Consider the following 18,606-nt stretch of genomic DNA (forward strand, 5'->3'; position numbering starts at 1 on the left):
GATCCGCGAAGGCGGCCGTACCGTCGGCGCCGGCGTCGTCGCCAAGATCATCGAGTAATATCGACGATCCGCGGATCCCGACGGGGTCCGCGATTCCCGCGGTACGCGGTTGTACCGTCGAAACCGGGTGCCCAGCTTGCGCTGGCGCCCGGTTTTGTTTTTCCGGCGGCGCGTTGCGCGCACCAAGAAACACGCAACACTACTTCAGAATTTCGTGTAGAATCGCGGGCTTAGCAGTGGAAGTACTGTCCGGAACCTGATGCTTCGCTCCCCGCTGGCGTCATGTTTCACGTTCTTTTAGTGTCCGGCGATGCAACATCGCCTCGCTCTTTTCAAGGAATTGTCATGCAGCAACAGAAAATCCGCATTCGCCTGAAGGCATTCGACTATCGTCTGATCGATCAATCGGCTGCCGAAATCGTCGATACCGCGAAGCGGACTGGCGCAATCGTCCGTGGCCCGGTGCCGCTGCCGACGCGCATTCAGCGTTTTGACATTCTGCGTTCGCCGCACGTCAACAAGACGTCGCGCGATCAGCTCGAAATCCGTACCCACCAGCGCCTGATGGACATCGTCGACCCGACGGACAAGACCGTTGACGCGCTGATGAAGCTCGACCTGCCGGCTGGCGTCGACGTGGAAATCAAGCTGCAGTAAGGCTTCCAGCGCCGGTCGGTCCGCCGGGCGGTGCTAAGTCTTTGTATTGCTTGCGGAAATCGGAAAGTCGGGCTATACTGCTTGGCTTTTCGCGTATTCGCGTAAAAAAGTTGGGCCTTGCGTGCCCGGCATTTTGTAAATCAGCCCCGACCAATCGCAGTCGGGAATGGAGAAAATGATGAGCCTTGGACTCGTAGGTCGCAAGGTTGGCATGACCCGTATCTTCACGGCTGAAGGGGATTCGATTCCCGTCACCGTGCTGGACGTGTCGGACAACCGCGTGACGCAGATCAAGACTGTTGAAACCGACGGCTACACGGCCGTGCAGGTTGCATTCGGCTCCCGCCGCGCATCGCGCGTGACGAAGCCGCTGGCAGGTCATCTCGCCAAAGCCGGTGTCGAAGCCGGTGAAATCCTCAAGGAATTCCGCATTGACGCGGCCAAGGCAGCCGAGCTGTCGAATGGCGCCGTGGTCGGTGCAGATCTTTTCGAAGTGGGCCAGAAGGTCGACGTGCAAGGCGTGTCGATCGGTAAGGGCTACGCCGGTACGATCAAGCGTTACAACTTCTCCTCCGGCCGTGCCACGCACGGTAACTCGCGCTCGCACAACGTGCCGGGCTCGATCGGTATGGCGCAGGATCCGGGTCGTGTTTTCCCGGGTAAACGCATGACGGGTCACATGGGTGACGTGACGGTGACGGTGCAGAACCTCGAAATCGCTCGTATCGACGCAGAGCGCAAGCTGCTGCTCGTGAAGGGTGCGATTCCGGGCGCGAAGGGCGGCAAGGTCTTCGTGACGCCGGCCGTCAAGACCAAGGGGGCGAAATAATGGAACTCAAGCTCCTGAACGAAAATGGTCAGGAAGGTGCAGTGGTCAACGCATCGGACGTCGTGTTCGGTCGTGACTACAACGAAGCGCTGATCCACCAGGTCGTCGTCGCTTACCAGGCGAATGCTCGCCAGGGTAACCGCGCACAGAAGGACCGTGAGCAAGTCAAGCACACGACCAAGAAGCCGTGGCGCCAGAAGGGTACGGGTCGCGCTCGTGCCGGTATGTCGTCGAGCCCGCTGTGGCGTGGCGGTGGTCGTATCTTCCCGAATTCGCCGGAAGAAAACTTCTCGCACAAGGTCAACAAGAAGATGCATCGCGCAGGTCTCTGCTCGATCTTCTCGCAGCTGGCCCGTGAAGGCCGTCTGTCGGTCGTCGAGGACATCATCCTCGAAGCGCCGAAGACCAAGCTGCTGGCCGACAAATTCAAGACCATGGGTCTCGACTCCGTGCTGATCATCACCGACACGGTCGACGAGAACCTGTACCTGGCTTCGCGCAACCTGCCGCACGTGGCGATTGTCGAGCCGCGCTACGCTGACCCGCTGTCGCTGATCTACTTCAAGAAAGTGCTGGTCACGAAGGCTGCGGTCGCCCAGATCGAGGAGTTGCTGTCATGAGCGAGATTCGCAAGAACGATCATCGTTTGATGCAGGTCCTGCTCGCACCGGTGATCTCGGAAAAGGCGACGCTGGTTGCCGACAAGAACGAGCAAGTCGTGTTCGAAGTCGCACCGGATGCCACGAAGCAGGAAGTGAAGGCGGCTGTCGAGCTGCTGTTCAAGGTTGAAGTTGATTCGGTCAACGTGCTGGTTCAGAAGGGCAAGCAAAAGCGCTTCGGCCGTTCGATGGGCCGCCGCAAGGACGTGAAGAAGGCGTACGTTTGCCTGAAGCCCGGCCAGGAAATCAACTTTGAAGCGGAGGCCAAGTAATCATGGCAATCGTTAAAGTTAAGCCGACATCGCCGGGTCGCCGCGCGATGGTCAAGGTGGTCAACAAGAACCTGCACCAGGGCAAGCCGTTCGCGGCACTGCTCGACTCGCAGAGCTCGACCGCCGGCCGTAACAACAACGGTCGTATCACCACGCGTCACAAGGGTGGTGGTCACAAGCAACACTATCGTATCGTCGATTTCCGTCGCACGAAGGATGGCATCCCGGCAAAGGTCGAGCGTCTCGAGTACGACCCGAACCGCAGCGCGAACATCGCGCTGGTGCTCTACGCAGACGGCGAACGTCGCTACATCATCGCCCCGAAGGGCCTGACCGTCGGCCAACAGCTGATGTCGGGTTCGGAAGCGCCGATCCGTGCAGGCAACACGCTGCCGATCCGCAACATTCCGGTCGGTACGACGATCCACTGCATCGAGATGCTGCCGGGCAAGGGCGCGCAAATGGCGCGTTCGGCTGGCACGTCGGCCATGCTGCTGGCGCGCGAAGGCGTCTACGCGCAGGTTCGTCTGCGTTCGGGCGAAATCCGCCGCGTGCACATCGAGTGCCGTGCAACGATCGGTGAAGTCGGCAACGAAGAGCATAGCCTGCGCCAGATCGGCAAGGCTGGCGCGAACCGCTGGCGCGGTATCCGCCCGACGGTGCGTGGCGTTGCGATGAACCCGGTTGATCACCCGCACGGTGGTGGTGAGGGCAAGACGGCTGCAGGTCGCGACCCGGTGAGCCCGTGGGGTACGCCGGCTAAGGGTTACCGCACCCGCAGCAACAAGCGCACGACGACGATGATCGTCCAGCGCCGTCACAAGCGTTAAGGAGTAGGCAATGGCACGTTCTGTTAAAAAAGGTCCGTTCTGCGACGCCCATTTGCTGAAGAAAGTTGAGGCGGCTGCAGCTTCGCGCGACAAAAAGCCGATCAAGACCTGGTCGCGTCGCTCGACGATTCTGCCGGATTTCATCGGCCTGACGATCGCTGTTCACAACGGCCGTCAACACGTTCCGGTGTACATCTCGGAAAACATGGTCGGCCACAAGCTTGGCGAGTTCGCACTGACCCGTACGTTCAAGGGTCACGCAGCCGACAAGAAGGCCAAGAAATAAGGGGCAATCAAGATGGAAGTGAAAGCAATTCATCGCGGTGCCCGCATCTCGGCGCAGAAAACGCGCCTTGTGGCTGACCAGATCCGCGGTTTGCCGGTCGACAAGGCGCTGAACGTTCTGACGTTCTCGCCGAAGAAGGCGGCTGGCATCGTGAAGAAGGTTGTGCTGTCGGCAATCGCGAATGCGGAGCACAACGAAGGCGCTGATATCGACGAGCTCAAGATCAAGAGCATCTACGTCGACAAGGCTGCATCGCTCAAGCGTTTCACCGCGCGCGCCAAGGGCCGCGGTAACCGCATCGAGAAGCAATCCTGTCACATCACTGTGACGGTCGGGAATTAAGGAGCCATACGATGGGACAGAAAATTCATCCGACTGGCTTCCGCCTGGCTGTCAGCCGCAATTGGGCTTCGCGTTGGTACGCGAACAACAACAATTTCGCGGCGATGCTGCAGGAAGACATCGGTGTTCGTGAATACCTGAAGAAGAAGCTGAAGAACGCTTCGGTCGGTCGGGTCGTCATCGAGCGTCCGGCGAAGAACGCGCGCATCACGATTTACAGCTCGCGTCCGGGCGTGGTCATCGGCAAGAAGGGCGAGGATATCGAACAGCTGAAGACGGAACTGCAACGCCGCATGGGCGTGCCGGTTCACGTCAACATCGAAGAAATCCGCAAGCCGGAAACCGATGCTCAGCTGATCGCTGACTCGATCACGCAACAGCTCGAGCGCCGGATCATGTTCCGTCGCGCGATGAAGCGTGCGATGCAGAACGCGATGCGTCTGGGTGCCCAAGGCATCAAGATCATGAGCGCAGGCCGTCTGAACGGTATCGAAATCGCTCGTACGGAGTGGTATCGCGAAGGTCGCGTGCCGCTTCATACGCTGCGTGCTGATATCGACTACGCGACTTCGGAAGCGAAGACGACTTACGGGATCATCGGCGTCAAGGTGTGGGTCTACAAGGGCGATACGCTCGGCCGCAACGACGCACCGGTGGTGGAAGAAGTAGCCGAAGACAAGCGTCCGCGTCGCAATGCGCGTCCGGGCGACCGTCGTCCGCGCCGTGATGGCGAAGGCGGCGCTCCGGGTGCTCGTCGTGGCGCACCGCGCCGCGGCGCCGGCAAGCCCGAAGACGGCAAGACTGGAGAATAACGATGCTGCAACCGAAACGCAGAAAGTATCGTAAAGAGCAGAAGGGTCGTAACACCGGTAAGGCGACGCGCGGCAACGCAGTGTCGTTCGGTGAATTCGGCCTGAAGGCGATCGGTCGCGGTCGTTTGACCGCACGTCAGATTGAAGCGGCGCGTCGTGCAATGACGCGTCACATCAAGCGTGGCGGCCGCATCTGGATCCGGATCTTCCCGGACAAGCCGATTTCGCAGAAGCCGGCCGAAGTGCGTATGGGTAACGGTAAGGGTAACCCGGAGTACTACGTCGCCGAGATTCAGCCGGGCAAGATGCTCTATGAAATGGACGGCGTAACCGAAGAACTGGCACGCGAAGCGTTCCGTCTGGCCGCAGCCAAGCTGCCGCTCAAGACGGCATTCATCGTGCGCCAGCTCGGCGCCTAAGGAGAAAACATGAAGGCTTCCGAACTTCTCCAGAAAGACCAGGCCGCGCTCAACAAGGAGCTGGCGGACCTGCTGAAGGCGCAATTCGGCCTGCGCATGCAACTCGCGACCCAGCAGCTCACGAACACGAGCCAGCTGAAGAAGGTTCGTCGCGACATCGCACGTGTGCGGACCGTCATGACTCAGAAGGCGAACCAGAAATGAACGATAGCGTGAAAACCTCGCTGAAGCGGACGCTGGTCGGTCGGGTCGTCAGCAACAAGATGGACAAGACCGTCACCGTGCTGATCGAGCACCGCGTCAAGCACCCGATCTACGGCAAGTATGTCGTGCGTTCGAAGAAGTACCACGCGCACGATGAAGCGAACACCTACAACGAAGGCGATCTCGTCGAAATCCAGGAAACGCGTCCTGTTTCGAAGACGAAGGCCTGGACGGTGTCGCGCCTCGTCGAAGCCGCTCGCGTCATCTAAGCGGGCAGTGCAGTAGGCAGTAACAGGCACTTCTCCACGAAGTGCTTGAAATCGCAAAGTTTTTGCTTGCGGGACCAGGATTATTTGTTATAATTCTGGTCTTCCCTCTTTATGGGAGCCCCGTCGCGGGCGAAGTTGGTGGGGGAAGCGGACTGGCGCCAGCCTGTCCGAAAGATTCACCGAATTGCGATGGCGGGTTTCGTTTGCCGTCGCTGCTGTTCCAACCCAAGCAGCCGATTGGCTGACGGGACCAAGACTGACCGAATGCATCATGGTGGTGCATCCGGATTAAGTTGGGAAAGACAAACCATGATCCAGACCGAATCTCGGCTCGAAGTAGCCGACAACACGGGTGCACGTGAAGTCCTGTGCATCAAGGTGCTCGGCGGCTCGAAGCGTCGTTATGCCGGCATTGGCGACATCATCAAGGTGAGCGTCAAAGAGGCAACGCCGCGCGGGCGCGTGAAGAAAGGCGAAATCTACAACGCCGTGGTGGTTCGCACCGCCAAGGGCGTGCGCCGTCAAGACGGCTCGCTGATCAAGTTCGACGGCAACGCCGCTGTGCTTTTGAATAACAAGCTCGAGCCGATCGGCACCCGTATCTTCGGGCCGGTGACGCGTGAGCTGCGTAGCGAACGATTCATGAAGATCGTTTCGCTGGCGCCGGAAGTGCTGTAAGGAGTCGCGATGAACAAGATTCGCAAAGGTGACGAAGTCATCGTCGTCACTGGCAAGGACAAGGGCAAGCGCGGCGTCGTGCTGGCTGTCGGTGCTGAACATGTGACGGTTGAAGGTATCAACCTCGTCAAGAAGCATGTGAAGCCGAACCCGATGAAGGGTACGACGGGCGGCGTGGAAGCGAAGACGATGCCCCTGCATATTTCGAACGTCGCACTGGTCGACGCGAATGGCAAGGCGTCGCGTGTTGGCATCAAGGTCGAGGAAGGCAAGAAGGTTCGCTTCCTGAAGACGACCGGTGCCGTACTGAGCGCCTGACGCAGCGGAGTAAAAAATGGCTCGTTTTCAAGAGTTTTACAAAGAAAAGGTTGTGCCCGGCCTGATCGAGAAGTTCGGTTACAAGTCGGTCATGGAAGTGCCGCGCATCACCAAGATCACGCTGAACATGGGTCTTGGCGAAGCGATCGCTGACAAGAAGATCATCGAGAACGCCGTTGGCGACCTCACGAAGATCGCCGGCCAGAAGCCGGTCGTCACGAAGGCTCGCAAGGCAATCGCAGGCTTCAAGATCCGCCAGGGTTACCCCATCGGCGCGATGGTGACGCTGCGTGGCCAGGCGATGTACGAATTCCTCGACCGTTTCGTGACGGTTGCCCTGCCCCGCGTGCGTGACTTCCGCGGTGTGTCGGGTCGTGCTTTCGATGGCCGTGGCAACTACAACATCGGTGTGAAAGAGCAGATCATTTTCCCCGAAATCGATTACGACAAGATCGACGCACTGCGTGGGCTGAACATCAGCATCACGACGACTGCGAAGACCGACGACGAAGCAAAGGCTCTGCTCGCCAGCTTCAAGTTCCCGTTCAGAAACTGAGGTTACCGTGGCTAAACTGGCACTGATCGAACGTGAAAAGAAGCGCGCCCGCCTGGTCGCGAAGTTCGCAGCAAAGCGCGAAGCGCTGAAGGCGATCGTCGAAGACCAAAGCAAGTCGGAAGAAGAGCGCTACGAAGCACGCCTGGAGCTGCAGCAACTGCCCCGCAACGCAAACCCGACCCGCCAGCGTAACCGCTGCGCGATCACGGGCCGTCCGCGTGGCACGTTCCGTAAATTCGGCCTCGCGCGTAACAAGATTCGTGAAATCGCATTCCGTGGCGAGATTCCTGGCCTGACCAAGGCGAGCTGGTAATAGGAGAAACGTAAATGAGCATGAGTGATCCTATCGCCGATATGCTGACTCGCATCCGCAACGCGCAGATGGTCGAGAAGGTATCGGTCGCGATGCCCTCGTCGAAGGTCAAGGTTGCAATCGCGCAAGTCCTGAAGGACGAAGGCTATATCGACGATTTCGCCGTGAAGGCGGAAGGTGCGAAGTCCGAACTGAATATCGCGCTGAAGTACTACGCAGGTCGCCCGGTCATCGAACGCCTCGAGCGCGTGTCGAAGCCTGGTCTGCGCGTGTACCGCGGCCGTAACGACATTCCGCAGGTCATGAATGGCCTCGGTGTGGCAATCGTGTCGACGCCGAAGGGCGTGATGACCGACCGCAAGGCGCGCGCTACCGGCGTCGGCGGCGAAGTCATCTGCTACGTCGCTTAAAGCCGAGGAGAGAGAAACATGTCTCGAGTAGGTAAGAGCCCGATCGCGCTGCAAGGCGCGGAAGTCAAGCTGGCCGACGGTGCAATCACCGTCAAGGGCCCGCTGGGCACCATCACGCAAGCGATCAATCCGCTCGTGAACGTGGCGAACAACGACGGCACGCTGAATCTGTCGCCGGTCGACGAAAGCCGCGAAGCAAATGCACTGTCGGGCACGATGCGCGCGATCATCGCGAATGCCGTGCACGGCGTGACCAAGGGTTTCGAGCGCAAGCTGACGCTGGTTGGCGTCGGTTACCGTGCGCAAGCGCAAGGCGACAAGCTGAACCTGTCGCTGGGTTTCTCGCACCCGGTGGTGCACCAGATGCCGGAAGGCGTCAAGGCTGAAACCCCGACGCAAACCGAAATCGTGATCAAGGGGATCAACAAGCAACAAGTCGGTCAAGTGGCTGCGGAAGTCCGCGGTTACCGTCCGCCGGAGCCCTACAAGGGCAAGGGCGTGCGTTATGCCGACGAGGTTGTGATCCTCAAAGAAACGAAGAAGAAGTAAGGGTGCGCAATCATGGATAAGACTCAATCTCGCCTGCGCCGCGCTCGCCAGACGCGTATCAAGATCGCTGAGCTGCAGGTCGCGCGTCTCGCCGTGCATCGCACGAACACGCACATCTACGCTCAAGTGTTCTCGCCGTGCGGCACCAAGGTGCTCGCCAGCGCGTCGACGCTCGAGGCAGAAGTGCGCGCAGAACTGGCCGACAAGTCGGGCAAGGGCGGCAACGTCAATGCCGCGACGCTGATCGGCAAGCGTATTGCCGAAAAGGCAAAGGCTGCCGGCATCGAATCCGTCGCCTTCGACCGCTCGGGCTTCCGCTACCACGGCCGCGTCAAGGCGCTGGCTGAGGCAGCTCGCGAAGCTGGGCTCAAGTTCTAAGGAAGGAATTCGTCATGGCAAAGATGCAAGCGAAAGTTCAGGCTGACGAGCGCGACGACGGCCTTCGCGAAAAGATGATTTCGGTCAATCGCGTGACCAAGGTCGTGAAGGGTGGCCGTATTCTCGGCTTCGCCGCACTGACCGTGGTTGGCGATGGTGATGGCCGCATCGGTATGGGCAAGGGCAAGGCGAAGGAAGTGCCGGTCGCTGTCCAGAAGGCAATGGAACAAGCTCGCCGCAACATGTTCAAGGTGCCGCTGAAGAACGGCACGCTGCAGCACGAAGTGCACGGCAAGCATGGCGCATCCGCTGTCCTCCTCGCTCCGGCGAAGGCAGGTACGGGCGTGATCGCCGGCGGCCCGATGCGCGCAGTGTTCGACGTGATGGGCGTTCAGAACGTCGTGGCGAAGAGCCACGGTTCGACGAACCCGTACAACCTCGTTCGCGCCACGCTGGACGGTCTGCGCAAGCAGTCGACCCCGGCAGACATCGCGGCGAAGCGCGGCAAGTCCGTCGAAGATATTTTGGGCTAAGCCCGGGTGGTCACCATGTCTGAAAAAACTGTCAAGGTTCAGCTCGTCAAGAGCCTGATCGGGACCCGCGAATCGCACCGCGCGACCGTGCGTGGCCTGGGCCTGCGCCGACTCAATTCGGTTAGCGAGCTGCAGGACACGCCGGCGGTCCGCGGCATGATCAACAAGGTCTCGTACCTCGTTAAGGTCATCGCGTAAGCGGCCCTACGGATCAAGGAGTTGATATGGAATTGAATAACCTGAAGCCGGCCGCTGGTGCAAAGCACGCCAAGCGTCGCGTCGGTCGTGGCATCGGTTCGGGCCTCGGCAAGACGGCTGGCCGTGGTCACAAGGGTCAGAAATCGCGTTCGGGCGGCTTCCACAAAGTCGGTTTCGAAGGCGGTCAGATGCCGCTGCAACGTCGTCTGCCGAAGCGCGGCTTCACGTCGCTGACGAAGGAATTCGTCGGTGAAGTGCGCCTGAGCGACCTCGAGAAGCTGCCGGTCGACGAGATCGATCTGCTCGCACTGAAGCAAGCCGGCCTGGTCGGCGAGCTGACGAAGAGCGCAAAGATCATCGCGACGGGCGAACTGAAGCGCAAGATCGTCGTGAAGGGTCTCGGTGCCACCAAGGGTGCGCGCGCTGCGATCGAAGCGGCTGGCGGTTCGTTCGCCGAGTGACACGCGTAGCGCGTCGTCACTTGCATTCATCGGAGAAGGTACTTGGCTAACAGCCCGAGTCTTGCAAAACCCGGTCGAAGCACGGCGAAATTCGGCGATCTGCGCCGGCGAGCGATGTTCCTGCTCCTGGCGCTGATCGTCTATCGCATCGGCGCGCACATTCCCGTGCCGGGCATCGATCCGGATCAACTGGCTAAGCTGTTCCAGAGCCAGGCGGGCGGCATCCTGGGCATGTTCAACATGTTCTCGGGTGGCGCACTGTCCCGCTTCACGATCTTTGCGCTGGGGATCATGCCGTACATCTCGGCGTCGATCATCATGCAGTTGCTGGCGATCGTTTCGCCGCAGCTCGAGGCGCTGAAGAAGGAAGGGCAGGCAGGGCAACGGAAGATCACGCAGTACACGCGGTATTTCACCGTGGTGCTCGCGACCTTCCAGGCATTCGGTATCGCGGCCGCGCTGGAAAACCAGCCGGGCCTCGTCACCGATCCCGGCATGCTGTTCCGTCTGACGACGGTCGTGACGCTGGTGACGGGCACGATGTTCCTGATGTGGCTCGGCGAGCAGATTACCGAGCGTGGTCTGGGCAACGGTATCTCGATCATCATCTTCGGCGGGATCGCAGCAGGATTCCCGAATGCCGTGGGTGGGTTGTTCGAGCTGGTGCGTACGGGTTCGATGAGCATCATTTCGGCGATCATCATCGTCGTTCTGATCGCCGCGGTGACTTACCTGGTCGTGTTCATCGAACGCGGTCAGCGCAAGATCCTCGTGAACTACGCGAAGCGCCAGGTCGGCAACAAGATCTACGGTGGGCAGTCGTCGCATCTGCCGCTGAAGCTGAACATGTCGGGCGTGATTCCGCCGATCTTTGCATCGTCGATCATTCTGTTCCCGGCAACGATTCTCGGCTGGTTCAGTACCGGTCAGCCGACGGGAAGCTGGATTTCCAATACGTTGCATAACGTTGCGGAAGCGCTGAAGCCGGGCCAGCCGGTCTATGTGCTGCTGTACACGCTGGCAATCGTGTTTTTCTGCTTCTTCTACACCGCACTGGTGTTCAACAGCAGGGAGACCGCGGACAACCTGAAGAAGAGCGGCGCGTTTGTTCCGGGCATTCGTCCGGGCGATCAGACCGCACGATATATCGACCGCATCCTCACGCGTCTGACGCTGGCCGGTGCGATCTACATCGTCTTCGTGTGTCTGCTGCCGGAATTCCTGGTGCTGCGCTGGAACGTGCCGTTTTATTTTGGTGGAACGTCGCTGCTGATCATTGTCGTCGTCACGATGGACTTTATGGCGCAGGTGCAGTCGTACGTTATGTCGCAACAGTATGAGTCACTGCTCAAGAAGGCTAACTTCAAGGGCGGCAACATCCCGATGCGTTGAAAGGACTATGGCCAAAGACGATGTAATCCAGATGCAGGGTGAGGTGATTGAAAACCTCCCGAATGCGACCTTCCGTGTGAAGCTGGAAAACGGCCATGTCGTGTTGGGGCATATTTCCGGAAAGATGCGGATGCACTACATCCGCATTCTGCCCGGCGACAAGGTGACGGTTGAGTTGACGCCTTACGATCTGTCTCGTGCGCGGATCGTGTTCCGGGCGAAGTGATTTGAAAAAAGGGTATTATCATGAAAGTGATGGCATCGGTTAAGCGCATTTGCCGCAATTGCAAGATCATCAAGCGCAAAGGCGTCGTTCGCGTGATCTGCAGCTCGGATCCGCGCCACAAGCAGCGCCAAGGCTGACCGCGCGTTTGTTTGCGCTTTTTGTTTGAGGAAAAACAATGGCTCGTATCGCAGGGGTTAACATCCCGAATCACCAGCACACCGAGATCGGCCTGACGGCTATCTTTGGTGTCGGCCGCACCCGTTCGCGCAGCATCTGCGTGGCAGCTGGCGTCGATTTTTCGAAGAAGGTCAAGGATCTGACCGACGCAGACCTGGAAAAGCTGCGTGAAGAAGTGGGCAAGTTTGTCGTCGAAGGCGATCTGCGCCGTGAAGTGACGATGAACATCAAGCGCCTGATGGACCTCGGTTGCTACCGCGGCGTCCGTCATCGCAAGGGCCTGCCGATGCGCGGTCAGCGTACGCGTACGAACGCACGTACCCGCAAGGGTCCGCGTCGTGCAGCGCAAGCGCTGAAGAAGTAAGCGGAACTGACAGTTACAGGAAAACGTAATGGCTAAGGCTTCGAACACCGCGGCGCAACGCGTTCGCAAGAAGGTTAAGAAGAACGTCGCTGAAGGCGTGGTTCACGTTCACGCGTCGTTCAACAACACGATCATCACGATCACCGATCGCCAAGGCAACGCTCTGGCATGGGCGACGTCGGGCGGTCAGGGCTTCAAGGGCTCGCGCAAATCGACGCCGTTCGCTGCTCAGGTCGCAGCCGAGTCGGCTGGCCGCGTCGCGATGGAATACGGCGTGAAGAATCTGGAAGTGCGGATCAAGGGCCCGGGCCCGGGCCGTGAGTCGGCAGTGCGTGCACTGCACGGCCTCGGCATCAAGATCACCGCGATTTCGGACGTCACCCCGATTCCGCACAACGGCTGCCGCCCGCCGAAGCGTCGTCGTATCTAAGGATGTGCTGGCACGTTCGTGCTAGCGCATTGCCTGTCGCCGCTCAGCGTCGACGGGCGTTGCTTTTTTGATTGACTAAGCCCACCGTTCGCCCCAAAGGGAGCGGACTAGCGCGGATTTCGATCCGCGTGACTGATTGATAAAGGAATGCAAAGTGGCACGTTATATCGGCCCCAAAGCCAAGCTGTCCCGCCGTGAAGGCACCGACCTGTTCCTGAAGAGCGCACGCCGTTCGCTCGCCGACAAGTGCAAGCTCGACAGCAAGCCGGGTCAGCACGGCCGTACCTCGGGCGCACGTACGTCCGACTACGGTACGCAGCTGCGCGAAAAGCAGAAGGTCAAGCGTATCTACGGCGTGCTGGAACGTCAGTTCCGTCGCTACTTCGCTGAAGCCGATCGTCGCAAGGGCAACACGGGTGAAAACCTGCTGCAACTGCTCGAGTCGCGCCTCGACAACGTCGTGTATCGCATGGGCTTCGGCTCGACCCGCGCTGAAGCGCGTCAGCTGGTGAGCCACAAGTCGATCACCGTGAACGGCGTCGTCGCAAACGTCCCGTCGCAGCAAGTGAAGGCGGGTGACGTCGTCGCGATCCGCGAAAAGGCGAAGAAGCAGGCGCGTATCGTCGAAGCGCTGTCGCTGGCCGAGCAAGGCGGCATGCCGAGCTGGGTTGCAGTCGATGCGAAGAAGTTCGAAGGCACGTTCAAGCAAATGCCGGAACGCGCTGAAATCGCAGGCGACATCAACGAAAGCCTGATCGTCGAATTGTATTCGCGTTAATCCGATTGACGGCCGAGGTACCCCGATTGCGTTGCGCAAGGAGGGGCCTCGGCTGTTTATTTTCTGGTTGTTACCGGTCAGCCTTATCGGTGTAACGAGCCGAGGGTATTGAAAAGGAAAGCCCATGCAAACCAGTTTGCTGAAACCCAAGATCATCGCCGTGGAATCGCTGGGCGAGAACCACGCGAGGGTGGTCATGGAACCGTTCGAACGCGGTTACGGCCACACCTTGGGCAATGCGCTTCGCCGCGTGCTGCTGTCGTCGATGGTGGGCTACGCGCCGACCGAAGTCACGATCGCAGGCGTGGTGCACGAGTACTCGACGCTGGATGGCGTGCAGGAAGACGTCGTCAACCTGCTGCTGAACCTGAAGGGCGTGGTGTTCAAGCTGCATAACCGTGACGAAGTGACGGTTACGCTGCGCAAGGAAGGTGAAGGCGTCGTGACGGCCGGCGATATCGAGCTGGCTCACGATTGCGAAGTCATCAACCCGAATCACGTGATTGCGCACCTGTCGAAGGGCGGCAAGCTCGACGTTCAGATCAAGATCGAAAAGGGTCGCGGCTATGTGCCCGGCAACGTCCGTCGCTATGGCGAAGACACGGCCAAGATCATCGGCCGCATCGTCCTCGACGCATCGTTCTCGCCGGTTCGCCGCGTGAGCTATGCGGTTGAAAGCGCACGGGTCGAGCAGCGTACCGACCTCGACAAGCTCGTGATGAACATCGAGACGAGCGGCGTGATCACGCCGGAAGAAGCGATCCGCCAGTCGGCCCGCATCCTGGTCGACCAGCTGTCCGTGTTCGCGGCGCTGGAAGGCACGGAAACGGCAGCCGAAGCGCCGTCGCGTGCACCGCAGATCGATCCGATCCTGCTGCGTCCGGTGGACGATCTCGAGCTGACGGTTCGTTCGGCGAACTGCCTGAAGGCCGAGAACATCTACTACATCGGCGATCTGATCCAGCGCACGGAAAACGAGCTGCTGAAGACGCCGAACCTCGGTCGCAAGTCGCTCAACGAGATCAAGGAAGTGCTCGCTTCGCGCGGTCTCACGCTGGGCATGAAGCTCGAGAACTGGCCGCCGGCTGGTCTCGACAAGTAAGCCCGGTTGTAGCCAGGCTATAGCTGTAGTTGGCAAAGATGCGGATTTTCCTTTAAAATCCGCATCTTGCTTTTTTTCGTTACCGGCCCGTGCACCCTTCGAGGTGCGATAGAAGAGCTGGACCAAAACTTTGAATCAAGGAAACTGAAATGCGCCATCGTCATGGTCTGCGGAAACTGAACCGCACGAGCAGCCACCGTCTGGCTATGCTCCGTAACATGTCCAACTCGCTGATCGAGCACGAAGTCATCAAGACGACGCTGCCGAAGGCGAAGGAACTCCGTAAGGTCGTCGAGCCGCTGATCACGCTCGGCAAGAAGCCGTCGCTGGCAAACCGTCGCCTGGCGTTCAACCGCCTGCGCGATCGTGACTCGGTGGCGAAGCTGTTCGACGTGCTCGGTCCGCGTTTCGCGAACCGTCCGGGTGGCTACCTGCGCGTGCTGAAGTTCGGCTTCCGCGTGGGCGACAACGCACCGATGGCACTGGTCGAACTGCTCGATCGTCCGGAAGTCGACGAAACGGAAAACGTGCAAGAAGCCGAGTAAGCTTCCGGTACGCAGCAGGATCTGAAAGGGGCCGAGCAATTGCTTGGCCCTTTTTGTTTTTGAGATGCCGGCTGCGATCGATTGTCGCAGGCCGGTGCCGGCAGCGTCGCGCGGGCTGCGCTACGATACGGGGCAACCGGTGCGGTCCCTGAGCGCGTAACCGGCGTCGGCAGAAGCCGGCAGACCCGTTAGGAGGGCGCGGATGATAGTGGTGCTGATGCTGACGACGGTACCCGATGCGGCGACGGCGGCAGCGCTCGCCGACGGTGCGCTCGACGCACGGCTTGCGGCGTGCGTGTCGGAGCTCGGCACGATCAAGTCGCGCTATCACTGGCAGGGCAAGGTCGAAACGGCCGACGAGATCCAGTTGCTGTTCAAGACGAGCCCGGTCCGGGCGCTCGAACTGGAGCGGTTCATTCTCGCGCATCATCCTTACGAGACGCCCGAAATCGTCTCGTGGCAGACGACGGCATCGGCCGCGTATGGCCAGTGGGTGACCAGCGAAACTCAACGTCTATTTCATGTTTAACGGTATGGCGCTTTCGGTGCGCGTGCGCGCGCTGCGGTTTCTTGCGGTCCTGTTGTCGTTCGTGTTCGTGCTGGGCGGATTGTCCGCCGCGCGCGCGGCCGACGATTTCCTCGATCCGTCGGTTGCGTTCAAGTTCAGCGCGAGCGAATCGCCGGGACAGGTGGACGTCCGCTTCAAGATCGCCAACGGCTATTACATGTATCGCGAGCGGTTCGCGTTCGCAGTGAAGAGCGGTCAGGCCACGCTCGGGGAGCCGCAATTCCCGGCCGGCCACGTGAAGTTCGACCAGACGTTCCAGAAGAACGTCGAGACCTATCGCGATGAAGTCGTCGTTCACGTGCCGGTAAAGCAGGCGGCCGGGCCGTTCGAGCTCGCGGTGACGTCGCAAGGGTGTGCGGACGAAGGGATCTGCTATCCGCCGGCCGAGCACGTGATGAAGGTCGATGGCGCAGCGCTCGGCGCCGCCTCCTCGTCCGGTGACACGGCTGCCGCGGGTAGCTGGTTCGACAAGGTCACGAGCGCCGATTTCGCGCAGTCGCTGCTCGAAGGCCACGGCTTCTTCACGATCGTCGCGCTCTATTTCGTCGCGGGTGTCGTGCTGAGCCTGCTGCCGTGTTCGTACCCGATGATTCCGATCGTGTCCGCGATCATCATCGGCCAGGGCACGCGTGCGACGCATGCACGCGGCTTCGCGCTGTCGCTGACCTACGTGGTCGGCATGGCGCTGGTCTACACGGTACTCGGGATCGCCGCCGCGCTGGTCGGCCAGAGCCTCGGCGCATGGTTGCAGAACCCATGGGTGCTTGGCGCGTTCGCCGTGCTGCTGACCGCGTTCGCGGTGTCGCTGATCTCGGGCAAGGACATCGCATTGCCGGAGCGCTGGCAGAACGGCGCGGCCGAGGCATCGAGCGCGCGCCAGGGCGGCCACTTCGTCGCGGTCGCGGCGATGGGCGCGTTGTCGGCGCTGGTCGTCGGCGCGTGCATGACGGCGCCGCTGTTCGCCGTGCTCGCTTTCATCGCGCACACCGGCAATGCGTTGCTCGGCGGCGCGGCGCTGTTCGCGATGGGGCTCGGGCTCGGCGTGCCGCTGCTGGTCGTCGGCGTCGGGGCCGGGACGGTGCTGCCGCGCGCCGGCGCGTGGATGGACGGCGTCAAGGTGTTCTTTGGCATCGTGCTGCTCGCGGCCGCGTTGTGGATCGTCTGGCCGGTGCTGGCGGGCGCGCTGAAGATGGTGCTCGCGGCGTTGTGGCTGCTGATCGCGGCCGCGGCGCTCGGGCTGTTCACGCCGAATGCCGGTGCCGCGTCGATCTGGCGCCGCCTGGGCCGCGGCGTGGGCGCCGCGCTCGCGATCTGGGCCGCGACGCTGCTCGTCGGCCTGGCTGCGGGCTCGACCGATCCCGTCAAGCCGCTGGCCGTGCTGGCGGCGCGTACGGTAGCGTCCGGCGGCGCGGCGACGGCCGGCGCAGCTGCCGCGCAGGACGGTCCTGCGTTCGCATCGGTGCGCTCGAGCGGCGAACTCGACGCGCTGCTGAAGACGTCGGGCCAGCCCGTGATGCTCGACTTCTACGCCGATTGGTGCGTGAGCTGCAAGGAGATGGAGCATCTGACGTTCACCGACGCGCGCGTGCAGGCGCGGCTCGCGAAGCTCCACCTGGTGCGCGCGGACGTCACCGCAAACAACCCGGACGATCAGGCGCTGCTCAAGCGCTTCAACCTGTTCGGGCCGCCGGGCATCATCTTCTTCGATCGCAACGGCAACGAGATCAGCCGCGTGGTTGGCTATCAGGCGGCCGATACGTTCCTGCGCAGCCTCGATCGGGCGGCCGTGCCGACGGTATGACGGTGTCAGTCGGGCCGAACCGGCGACGGACGATTCGGGCTGGCTGACAGTCTCGATCGACGGTAAACAAAAAAACGGCGGAACACCGAGGTGTCCCGCCGTTTTTGCAGGTGCGTGCCGACGCGCGATCAGCGCTGCGCTTTCAGCAGACGCGCGGCATCGAGCGCGAAGTACGTGAGCACGCCGTCGGCGCCTGCCCGCTTGAACGCGAGCAGCGATTCGAGCACGACCTTGTCGTGGTCGAGCCAGCCGTTCATCGCGGCCGCCTTCAGCATCGCGTATTCGCCGCTCACCTGGTACACGTAGGTCGGGAAGCGGAACTCGTCCTTCACGCGGCGCACGATGTCGAGATACGGCATGCCGGGCTTGACCATCACCATGTCGGCGCCTTCGTCGATGTCGAGGCGCACTTCACGCAGCGCTTCGTCGCTGTTCGCCGGATCCATCTGGTAGGTCATCTTGTTGCCCTTGCCCAGGTTGGATGCCGAACCGACCGCATCGCGGAACGGGCCGTAGAACGCCGACGCGAACTTCGCCGAATAGGCCATGATCCGCGTATGGATATGACCGTCGCTTTCCAGCATCTCGCGGATCGCGCCGATGCGCCCGTCCATCATGTCCGACGGCGCGACGATGTCGACGCCGGCTTCGGCCTGCGCACGTGCCTGTTCGATCAGGATTTCGATCGTGTCATCGTTGATCACGTAGCCGTTCTCGTCGAGCACGCCGTCCTGGCCGTGGCTCGTGTACGGATCGAGCGCGACGTCGGTCAGCACGCCGAGTTCGGGGAAGCGCTTTTTCAGCTCACGCACGGCGCGCGGAATCAGGCCTTCCGGATTGGCCGCCTCGCGACCGTCGGGTGTTTTCACCGACGGATCGATGGCCGGGAACAGCGACAGCACGGGCACGCCGAGTTCGACGCACTGCTCGGCGACGTGCATCAGCAGGTCGACCGACACGCGCTCGACGCCGGGCATCGACGGGATGGGCTGGCGTTGCTGGGTGCCTTCGACGACGAACACCGGGTAGATCAGGTCGTCGGTGGTCAGGCGGTTTTCGCGCATCAGGCGGCGGGAGAAGTCGTCGCGGCGCATCCGGCGCGGACGATGAAGCGGATGGAAGCTCATGGCGATTTGGCAGAAATCAGGGCAAGAAGACCTTACGGAACCCTTAGGTCATTTTCGAGATCGTTGGTATATGATAGCGATCGAGCGGCACGCGTTGCGTGCAGCTCCCCGCTTCTCCTCCCT

The 18,606-nt window shown here is 61.0% G+C and carries 33 protein-coding genes; 31 read left to right on the top strand and 2 right to left on the bottom strand.

All coding sequences use genetic code 11. From position 1 onward, the window contains the following. On the bottom strand, window positions 1–193 hold a 193-nt coding region (locus JMF86_RS34945; RefSeq protein WP_236592995.1), incomplete at its 3' end, for a hypothetical protein. Between the two features lie 152 nt (window positions 194–345). Here JMF86_RS34945 and rpsJ point away from each other — a divergent pair. From rpsJ to dsbD, 31 genes are all read left to right on the top strand, one after another. Further along, on the top strand, window positions 346–657 hold the full coding sequence (rpsJ, locus tag JMF86_RS01370) for a 30S ribosomal protein S10 (protein ID WP_004199280.1): 312 nt from the start codon (window positions 346–348) through the stop codon (window positions 655–657). 178 nt (window positions 658–835) lie between these two features. After that, the gene (gene rplC / locus JMF86_RS01375; protein WP_006482922.1) at window positions 836–1,486 is read left to right on the top strand and encodes a 50S ribosomal protein L3; all 651 of its coding nucleotides are present in this window, start codon (window positions 836–838) and stop codon (window positions 1,484–1,486) included. Beyond that, entirely contained in the window at window positions 1,486–2,106 is a 621-nt protein-coding gene (gene rplD / locus JMF86_RS01380) for a 50S ribosomal protein L4 (protein WP_006477192.1), read from the top strand. The genes rplC and rplD overlap by 1 nt, the downstream gene beginning before the upstream one ends. Then, on the top strand, window positions 2,103–2,417 hold the full coding sequence (gene rplW, locus JMF86_RS01385; protein ID WP_004199275.1) for a 50S ribosomal protein L23: 315 nt from the start codon (window positions 2,103–2,105) through the stop codon (window positions 2,415–2,417). The genes rplD and rplW overlap by 4 nt, the downstream gene beginning before the upstream one ends. 2 nt (window positions 2,418–2,419) lie before the next feature. Next, the gene (rplB, locus tag JMF86_RS01390; protein ID WP_006482900.1) at window positions 2,420–3,247 is read left to right on the top strand and encodes a 50S ribosomal protein L2; all 828 of its coding nucleotides are present in this window, start codon (window positions 2,420–2,422) and stop codon (window positions 3,245–3,247) included. 10 nt (window positions 3,248–3,257) lie between these two features. After that, complete coding sequence (rpsS, locus tag JMF86_RS01395) at window positions 3,258–3,533, top strand: 30S ribosomal protein S19 (RefSeq protein ID WP_004199273.1); 276 nt, start codon at window positions 3,258–3,260, stop codon at window positions 3,531–3,533. A gap of 12 nt (window positions 3,534–3,545) precedes the next feature. Then, the gene (gene rplV, locus JMF86_RS01400; RefSeq protein ID WP_004199272.1) at window positions 3,546–3,875 is read left to right on the top strand and encodes a 50S ribosomal protein L22; all 330 of its coding nucleotides are present in this window, start codon (window positions 3,546–3,548) and stop codon (window positions 3,873–3,875) included. A gap of 11 nt (window positions 3,876–3,886) precedes the next feature. Continuing rightward, entirely contained in the window at window positions 3,887–4,687 is an 801-nt protein-coding gene (gene rpsC, locus JMF86_RS01405; protein ID WP_006482899.1) for a 30S ribosomal protein S3, read from the top strand. A gap of 2 nt (window positions 4,688–4,689) precedes the next feature. Further along, complete coding sequence (gene rplP, locus JMF86_RS01410) at window positions 4,690–5,106, top strand: 50S ribosomal protein L16 (protein WP_006482873.1); 417 nt, start codon at window positions 4,690–4,692, stop codon at window positions 5,104–5,106. 9 nt (window positions 5,107–5,115) lie between these two features. Next, window positions 5,116–5,310, top strand: coding sequence for a 50S ribosomal protein L29 (gene rpmC / locus JMF86_RS01415; RefSeq protein WP_006400652.1), 195 nt, complete (start codon window positions 5,116–5,118; stop codon window positions 5,308–5,310). Beyond that, a complete protein-coding gene (gene rpsQ / locus JMF86_RS01420; RefSeq protein ID WP_006477189.1) occupies window positions 5,307–5,579 on the top strand; it encodes a 30S ribosomal protein S17 in 273 nt (90 codons plus the stop codon). Before rpmC ends, rpsQ begins: the two co-directional genes overlap by 4 nt. A gap of 309 nt (window positions 5,580–5,888) precedes the next feature. Beyond that, a complete protein-coding gene (gene rplN, locus JMF86_RS01425; protein ID WP_006482918.1) occupies window positions 5,889–6,257 on the top strand; it encodes a 50S ribosomal protein L14 in 369 nt (122 codons plus the stop codon). Window positions 6,258–6,266: 9 nt separating this feature from the next. Continuing rightward, window positions 6,267–6,575 carry a 50S ribosomal protein L24 gene (gene rplX, locus JMF86_RS01430; protein WP_006477187.1) on the top strand — a complete coding sequence of 103 codons (309 nt, stop codon included), beginning with the start codon at window positions 6,267–6,269 and terminating at the stop codon, window positions 6,573–6,575. 16 nt (window positions 6,576–6,591) lie between these two features. Further along, window positions 6,592–7,131 carry a 50S ribosomal protein L5 gene (gene rplE, locus JMF86_RS01435; protein WP_006477186.1) on the top strand — a complete coding sequence of 180 codons (540 nt, stop codon included), beginning with the start codon at window positions 6,592–6,594 and terminating at the stop codon, window positions 7,129–7,131. A 7-nt stretch (window positions 7,132–7,138) separates the two neighbouring features. Further along, complete coding sequence (gene rpsN, locus JMF86_RS01440; RefSeq protein ID WP_006482884.1) at window positions 7,139–7,444, top strand: 30S ribosomal protein S14; 306 nt, start codon at window positions 7,139–7,141, stop codon at window positions 7,442–7,444. A 14-nt stretch (window positions 7,445–7,458) separates the two neighbouring features. Continuing rightward, window positions 7,459–7,854 (top strand): 30S ribosomal protein S8, encoded by a 396-nt coding sequence (gene rpsH, locus JMF86_RS01445; protein ID WP_006477185.1) that lies wholly within the window; start codon window positions 7,459–7,461, stop codon window positions 7,852–7,854. 18 nt (window positions 7,855–7,872) lie between these two features. Further along, window positions 7,873–8,403: a 50S ribosomal protein L6 gene (rplF, locus tag JMF86_RS01450; RefSeq protein ID WP_006477184.1), complete on the top strand. Its 531-nt coding sequence runs from the start codon at window positions 7,873–7,875 to the stop codon at window positions 8,401–8,403. Between the two features lie 12 nt (window positions 8,404–8,415). Next, the gene (gene rplR / locus JMF86_RS01455) at window positions 8,416–8,781 is read left to right on the top strand and encodes a 50S ribosomal protein L18 (protein WP_006477183.1); all 366 of its coding nucleotides are present in this window, start codon (window positions 8,416–8,418) and stop codon (window positions 8,779–8,781) included. Window positions 8,782–8,795: 14 nt separating this feature from the next. Then, complete coding sequence (gene rpsE, locus JMF86_RS01460; protein ID WP_006752931.1) at window positions 8,796–9,314, top strand: 30S ribosomal protein S5; 519 nt, start codon at window positions 8,796–8,798, stop codon at window positions 9,312–9,314. Window positions 9,315–9,329: 15 nt separating this feature from the next. Then, a complete protein-coding gene (gene rpmD, locus JMF86_RS01465; RefSeq protein ID WP_006400644.1) occupies window positions 9,330–9,512 on the top strand; it encodes a 50S ribosomal protein L30 in 183 nt (60 codons plus the stop codon). A gap of 26 nt (window positions 9,513–9,538) precedes the next feature. Then, window positions 9,539–9,973 (top strand): 50S ribosomal protein L15, encoded by a 435-nt coding sequence (gene rplO / locus JMF86_RS01470; protein ID WP_006477180.1) that lies wholly within the window; start codon window positions 9,539–9,541, stop codon window positions 9,971–9,973. Between the two features lie 42 nt (window positions 9,974–10,015). Then, complete coding sequence (secY, locus tag JMF86_RS01475) at window positions 10,016–11,365, top strand: preprotein translocase subunit SecY (RefSeq protein ID WP_006482915.1); 1,350 nt, start codon at window positions 10,016–10,018, stop codon at window positions 11,363–11,365. Between the two features lie 7 nt (window positions 11,366–11,372). After that, window positions 11,373–11,591 (top strand): translation initiation factor IF-1, encoded by a 219-nt coding sequence (infA, locus tag JMF86_RS01480; RefSeq protein WP_004521905.1) that lies wholly within the window; start codon window positions 11,373–11,375, stop codon window positions 11,589–11,591. 20 nt (window positions 11,592–11,611) lie between these two features. Then, window positions 11,612–11,728, top strand: a complete 117-nt coding sequence (rpmJ, locus tag JMF86_RS01485) for a 50S ribosomal protein L36 (protein ID WP_004199844.1) — start codon at window positions 11,612–11,614, stop codon at window positions 11,726–11,728. 38 nt (window positions 11,729–11,766) lie between these two features. Next, window positions 11,767–12,132, top strand: a complete 366-nt coding sequence (gene rpsM, locus JMF86_RS01490) for a 30S ribosomal protein S13 (protein ID WP_006477178.1) — start codon at window positions 11,767–11,769, stop codon at window positions 12,130–12,132. A 28-nt stretch (window positions 12,133–12,160) separates the two neighbouring features. Next, window positions 12,161–12,562, top strand: a complete 402-nt coding sequence (gene rpsK / locus JMF86_RS01495) for a 30S ribosomal protein S11 (RefSeq protein WP_004197937.1) — start codon at window positions 12,161–12,163, stop codon at window positions 12,560–12,562. A gap of 154 nt (window positions 12,563–12,716) precedes the next feature. Next, window positions 12,717–13,340, top strand: coding sequence for a 30S ribosomal protein S4 (rpsD, locus tag JMF86_RS01500; protein ID WP_006477177.1), 624 nt, complete (start codon window positions 12,717–12,719; stop codon window positions 13,338–13,340). 124 nt (window positions 13,341–13,464) lie between these two features. Then, window positions 13,465–14,442, top strand: a complete 978-nt coding sequence (locus JMF86_RS01505; protein WP_006477176.1) for a DNA-directed RNA polymerase subunit alpha — start codon at window positions 13,465–13,467, stop codon at window positions 14,440–14,442. Between the two features lie 149 nt (window positions 14,443–14,591). Beyond that, entirely contained in the window at window positions 14,592–14,987 is a 396-nt protein-coding gene (rplQ, locus tag JMF86_RS01510) for a 50S ribosomal protein L17 (RefSeq protein ID WP_006477175.1), read from the top strand. Window positions 14,988–15,189: 202 nt separating this feature from the next. Continuing rightward, a complete protein-coding gene (cutA, locus tag JMF86_RS01515) occupies window positions 15,190–15,516 on the top strand; it encodes a divalent-cation tolerance protein CutA (RefSeq protein WP_027805216.1) in 327 nt (108 codons plus the stop codon). Continuing rightward, window positions 15,509–17,356 (top strand): protein-disulfide reductase DsbD, encoded by a 1,848-nt coding sequence (dsbD, locus tag JMF86_RS01520; RefSeq protein WP_175810062.1) that lies wholly within the window; start codon window positions 15,509–15,511, stop codon window positions 17,354–17,356. The genes cutA and dsbD overlap by 8 nt, the downstream gene beginning before the upstream one ends. Window positions 17,357–17,484: 128 nt before the next feature. Here dsbD and hemB read toward each other — a convergent pair whose 3' ends face one another. Continuing rightward, window positions 17,485–18,483: a porphobilinogen synthase gene (gene hemB / locus JMF86_RS01525; protein WP_011546641.1), complete on the bottom strand. Its 999-nt coding sequence runs from the start codon at window positions 18,481–18,483 to the stop codon at window positions 17,485–17,487. Window positions 18,484–18,606 lie beyond the last annotated feature (123 nt).

This window comes from Burkholderia sp. E168m15, from assembly GCF_016586105.1.
Classification (GTDB): Bacteria; Pseudomonadota; Gammaproteobacteria; order Burkholderiales; family Burkholderiaceae; genus Burkholderia; species Burkholderia orbicola.

Bases quoted from the DNA above. Each gene is read 5' to 3' on its own strand.
- rpsJ (WP_004199280.1), top strand. From the start codon at position 346: ATGCAGCAACAGAAAATCCGCATTCGCCTGAAGGCATTCGACTATCGT.
- rplC (WP_006482922.1), top strand. From the start codon at position 836: ATGAGCCTTGGACTCGTAGGTCGCAAGGTTGGCATGACCCGTATCTTC.
- rplD (WP_006477192.1), top strand. From the start codon at position 1,486: ATGGAACTCAAGCTCCTGAACGAAAATGGTCAGGAAGGTGCAGTGGTC.
- rplW (WP_004199275.1), top strand. From the start codon at position 2,103: ATGAGCGAGATTCGCAAGAACGATCATCGTTTGATGCAGGTCCTGCTC.
- rplB (WP_006482900.1), top strand. From the start codon at position 2,420: ATGGCAATCGTTAAAGTTAAGCCGACATCGCCGGGTCGCCGCGCGATG.
- rpsS (WP_004199273.1), top strand. From the start codon at position 3,258: ATGGCACGTTCTGTTAAAAAAGGTCCGTTCTGCGACGCCCATTTGCTG.
- rplV (WP_004199272.1), top strand. From the start codon at position 3,546: ATGGAAGTGAAAGCAATTCATCGCGGTGCCCGCATCTCGGCGCAGAAA.
- rpsC (WP_006482899.1), top strand. From the start codon at position 3,887: ATGGGACAGAAAATTCATCCGACTGGCTTCCGCCTGGCTGTCAGCCGC.
- rplP (WP_006482873.1), top strand. From the start codon at position 4,690: ATGCTGCAACCGAAACGCAGAAAGTATCGTAAAGAGCAGAAGGGTCGT.
- rpmC (WP_006400652.1), top strand. From the start codon at position 5,116: ATGAAGGCTTCCGAACTTCTCCAGAAAGACCAGGCCGCGCTCAACAAG.
- rpsQ (WP_006477189.1), top strand. From the start codon at position 5,307: ATGAACGATAGCGTGAAAACCTCGCTGAAGCGGACGCTGGTCGGTCGG.
- rplN (WP_006482918.1), top strand. From the start codon at position 5,889: ATGATCCAGACCGAATCTCGGCTCGAAGTAGCCGACAACACGGGTGCA.
- rplX (WP_006477187.1), top strand. From the start codon at position 6,267: ATGAACAAGATTCGCAAAGGTGACGAAGTCATCGTCGTCACTGGCAAG.
- rplE (WP_006477186.1), top strand. From the start codon at position 6,592: ATGGCTCGTTTTCAAGAGTTTTACAAAGAAAAGGTTGTGCCCGGCCTG.
- rpsH (WP_006477185.1), top strand. From the start codon at position 7,459: ATGAGCATGAGTGATCCTATCGCCGATATGCTGACTCGCATCCGCAAC.
- rplF (WP_006477184.1), top strand. From the start codon at position 7,873: ATGTCTCGAGTAGGTAAGAGCCCGATCGCGCTGCAAGGCGCGGAAGTC.
- rplR (WP_006477183.1), top strand. From the start codon at position 8,416: ATGGATAAGACTCAATCTCGCCTGCGCCGCGCTCGCCAGACGCGTATC.
- rpsE (WP_006752931.1), top strand. From the start codon at position 8,796: ATGGCAAAGATGCAAGCGAAAGTTCAGGCTGACGAGCGCGACGACGGC.
- rpmD (WP_006400644.1), top strand. From the start codon at position 9,330: ATGTCTGAAAAAACTGTCAAGGTTCAGCTCGTCAAGAGCCTGATCGGG.
- rplO (WP_006477180.1), top strand. From the start codon at position 9,539: ATGGAATTGAATAACCTGAAGCCGGCCGCTGGTGCAAAGCACGCCAAG.
- infA (WP_004521905.1), top strand. From the start codon at position 11,373: ATGGCCAAAGACGATGTAATCCAGATGCAGGGTGAGGTGATTGAAAAC.
- rpmJ (WP_004199844.1), top strand. From the start codon at position 11,612: ATGAAAGTGATGGCATCGGTTAAGCGCATTTGCCGCAATTGCAAGATC.
- rpsM (WP_006477178.1), top strand. From the start codon at position 11,767: ATGGCTCGTATCGCAGGGGTTAACATCCCGAATCACCAGCACACCGAG.
- rpsK (WP_004197937.1), top strand. From the start codon at position 12,161: ATGGCTAAGGCTTCGAACACCGCGGCGCAACGCGTTCGCAAGAAGGTT.
- JMF86_RS01505 (WP_006477176.1), top strand. From the start codon at position 13,465: ATGCAAACCAGTTTGCTGAAACCCAAGATCATCGCCGTGGAATCGCTG.
- rplQ (WP_006477175.1), top strand. From the start codon at position 14,592: ATGCGCCATCGTCATGGTCTGCGGAAACTGAACCGCACGAGCAGCCAC.
- cutA (WP_027805216.1), top strand. From the start codon at position 15,190: ATGATAGTGGTGCTGATGCTGACGACGGTACCCGATGCGGCGACGGCG.
- dsbD (WP_175810062.1), top strand. From the start codon at position 15,509: ATGTTTAACGGTATGGCGCTTTCGGTGCGCGTGCGCGCGCTGCGGTTT.
- hemB (WP_011546641.1), bottom strand. From the start codon at position 18,483: ATGAGCTTCCATCCGCTTCATCGTCCGCGCCGGATGCGCCGCGACGAC.